The sequence below is a fragment of the Neisseria sp. HMSC70E02 genome (assembly GCF_001838645.1).
Taxonomy (GTDB): domain Bacteria; phylum Pseudomonadota; class Gammaproteobacteria; order Burkholderiales; family Neisseriaceae; genus Neisseria; species Neisseria macacae.
Genome location: NZ_KV838117.1, coordinates 22869 through 26477, shown reverse-complemented (window position 1 = coordinate 26477; position 3609 = coordinate 22869). Strand labels below are relative to the sequence as shown.

2 protein-coding genes are annotated in these 3609 nt (G+C 55.5%); both read left to right on the top strand.

Features of this window, described 5'->3' with window-relative positions:
• On the top strand, positions 1 to 1040 hold a 1040-nt coding region (locus HMPREF3277_RS10945), incomplete at its 5' end, for a Slam-dependent surface lipoprotein (RefSeq protein ID WP_070871138.1).
• Positions 1041 to 1298: 258 nt separating this feature from the next.
• Entirely contained in the window at positions 1299 to 2774 is a 1476-nt protein-coding gene (locus tag HMPREF3277_RS10940) for a surface lipoprotein assembly modifier (RefSeq protein WP_070871137.1), read from the top strand.
• Positions 2775 to 3609 lie beyond the last annotated feature (835 nt).

Here is a 3609-nt window from a genome sequence, read left to right as displayed (position 1 = left end):
CCAATGACGGCAAACCTTATTTGAAAGCACACGATGACGTAATGACGCTGGCGGGTGCCACCCTGCCTCCTGCACGTCCGGTCAAACCGACTGCGCCTCCTCCATCCAAACCTGTCGGCAACAATGGCAACTTTCCTTACTCCATGCCAATCGGTGGCAATGTTTCGATACCGGACAGCGGTGTGATGAGCACAGCCTCCCAACCTCCTGCCCGCCCTATCGGCAAACCGATTGCACCTCCTCCGTCTAAACCTGTCGTCAACAATGGTAACTTCCCTTACTCTGAGCCAATTTATGGTAAACGTACTCCGAACACACCTGTCGGCGTCATGACCACAGCCGACGCACCTCCTGCCTACAATCCAAACAACGCAGTGGCAAAACCTCAATACACAGTCAAAAATTCCGTCCACGTTGCTGATGCCGATAACCTGAAAAACAAAGAAATCCTGTTTGTTATCGACAGAATCGAAGGCAAGGGCGAGCGCGTCATCCGCGAACGCCGCATCAATCAGATCGAGCTGTTCAGCCTGAACACTGAAGACGGCAAAGGAAAAGGCTTGCTGACCGTCGGCAAAATCCCGACCGCTTCGGGCAATGTGTTCTTTGGCGAATGGGCGCCTGCTTCAGAAGCCGCCGCTACTGCGCATGTCAAAGGCAACGCGCATCCTGCCTGGTTCTATGGCAAAAATCCGACCGGCAGCACCAAAGGCTTGGCAACCGCGACTTACAACGTAGTCGGTGTCAACGGTCATAAAGCCGGCGAACGCGATATCTATACCGGTACCGTCAAAGCCTATTTCGGCTCAGGCGACAGCGGCAGCATGACCGGTAAACTGGCGCGCCATACCGACACTCTGGACTTTGCCGGCGTGAAAATCGACAACCGCAACGGTACTTTCGCCTCTGACGCCGCCCGCAACCGCGAAGGCATCAAAGGTCAGTTCTACGGTCAAAATGCCGCCGCATTGGCGGGTATTGCGACCCGTGGTACGGAAAGCCGCGCCGACGACATCTCCTTCGGCGGTATAAAACAATAAACCGTCGATAGAACAACGGGGAAGGCCGGGATTGCCGTGCTTTCCCCGTTTTATGGCAAGCTGCGGACGGATTTCTGCGGCTTCCGTTTTCAGACGACCTTTTGTGCTTCCCATTACCTCAAGGGTCGTCTGAAAACGGAAACAAATTAAAAACAAAGCAAGATTCAAAATCGCATCTTTTCAGACGACCGCTCCGCTTCGCCACAAACCCGCCTCGTCCGAAATTTACCCACCACACACCAGCCCGAAAGAAGACGAATGAACAAATCCTGCCTCCTCCTGCTCGCCCTGCTGCCCCTGTCCACCCACGCAGACAGCGACGACCTGCGCCGCCTGTCCGAAGAAAACGGGCGCGTGCAGCAGCAATATCGGGAAAGCGGCTGGCTGGACGGCGGCACACCCGCAGGCGACATCGAAAACGACGACGCATACATCCGTATCGGCGGTCAGATTTACACCGTAGGCAACAATACCGAAGAGCTGGAAAGCGCGATTTATCATGCCATTAACGAACGCCAATGGAAAAAGGCAGAACGCTTCGCCACGCGCTACGCCGCCCTACCCGGCCACAATCCCGCCCTACCCAAATTGGTGCTCGGTTTAAAACAACGCGCCGAAGGACACCTCGCCGAAGCCTTACGAAACCTGCAAGCGGCAGAAGCACTCGACCCCGCCAATCCGCGCATCCTGCTCGAAACCGCGCGCCTTTATACCGAAGACAACCAAAACCGCGAAGCCCGAAGCGCATTCGCCCGCGCCCAAGCCGCCGATATTCCCGAAGAAACCCGCGCCCTGATCGGACAATACCTCGGCGAAATCGACAAACGCAGCCGCTGGCACGGACAAATCGGCATCGCCTACGGCTACAACAGCAACATCAACCAATCCGACGGCTCCGTCCGCTGCATCCTGCCGCTTGACGGCCAATGCCTCGCCTACCAAAACCTGCCCGCCCCCATCCGTTCCCCAGTCTGGAATTACAGCCTGAGCGCAGGCAAAATCACCCCTGTCAAAGGACACCACAGCCTCAAAACCAACCTCCTCGCCTACAGCACGCACTACCGCCGCGAAGACACAGACGCCGCCCTGTCCGACTACGGCAGCCAAACAGGCACACTGTCCGCCGGTTACGAATACGCCGACGCACAAAGCCGCCTATCGCTGATGCCCGTTTACGAACACGAACGGCGCAACCGCCACACCTACTACAACGCCTACGGTGCCGAAGCCTCGTGGACGCATACCATCAACCCAAAATGGCAGGTCAACGCCGACTGGTCGGGCAAACGCTACCGCCACAGCGGCACCGCGAAAACCTACGCCGCCGACTACACCGAATACCGCACAGGCTTAGGCGCAGAATACGCCCTGACCCCGAAAACCGGCGTGTTCGCAGGCTCCGACTACACCCGCCGCACATACAACGGCGGCACATCCGACCACCGCGAATACACCCTCCGCACAGGCTTATACACCCTGTTTGACAACGGCACCTACCTCAACGCCCTCGTCATGAAACGGCGCAACCTCTACGACCGCGCAGGCATCGCCGCAGACGGACAAAGACGCAGCGACCGCCAAACCGTCTGGCTCGCCGCCGCAGGCTTCAGACAATGGCACATCGGCGGCTTCTACCCCGAACTGCGCTTCAAACACACCACCGTCAAAAGCAATTCCGTGTTCTACCGCTACCGCCAAAACGAAATCATGCTGGGCGTGAAGAAACAGTTTTGAAGCGTTTTAATAGGATAGATAGGAACATAAAGAGGTCGTCTGAAAATAAGGATTTATGAATTTCAGACGACCTCATTCAATAAGTTTTAATAACAGCAAACACCCCACCCCATACTTTTCCCCATCTGCTGCAACCTACCCCCTCTCCCGTCTAGCGGGAGAGGGCTGGGGAGAGGGTGGCTTTATGAGTTGCATGAATTTATTTTCTCCTCAGAAACACAAAGCCACCCCCATCCTAACCTTCCCCCGCCAGACGGGGGAAGGAACAGAATTGCTGATAAATCAAAGAGGTCGTCTGAAAATTACAATTTATGAGGTTTCAGACGACCTCGTTTAATGAGTTCAAATAACAGCAACCATCTCACATCCGCCGCTATCCCCTTCCATACTTTTCCACATCTACCGCAACCTACCCCCTCTCCCGCCTGGCGGGAGAGGGCTGGGGAGAGGGTGGCTCTACGGACTGCACGAATTTGATTTTTCCCAAGCCAAAAAGACCCCCATCCTAACCTTCCCCCGCCGGACGGGGGAAGGAACAGAATTGCTGATACGGCAAAGAGGTCGTCTGAAAACTGGGATTTATGAATTTCAGACGACCTCGTACATCATCAGACCACGCCAAACACCCCGCCGTCGTCATTCCCGCGTAGGCGGGAATCCATTGGTGGGATTAGGTTTGTTCGGATGGTTCTTAAGATTTTTGTTGCGAGATTTCTGTTGCTGAAAATTAGATTCCTGTCGCAACCTGTCCTCATGAATGTGAGAATGGCAGTAGTCAGACAAAAATTTATGCCACACCCTGCAACCTGCCCCCTCTCCCGTCGGCGGGAGAGGG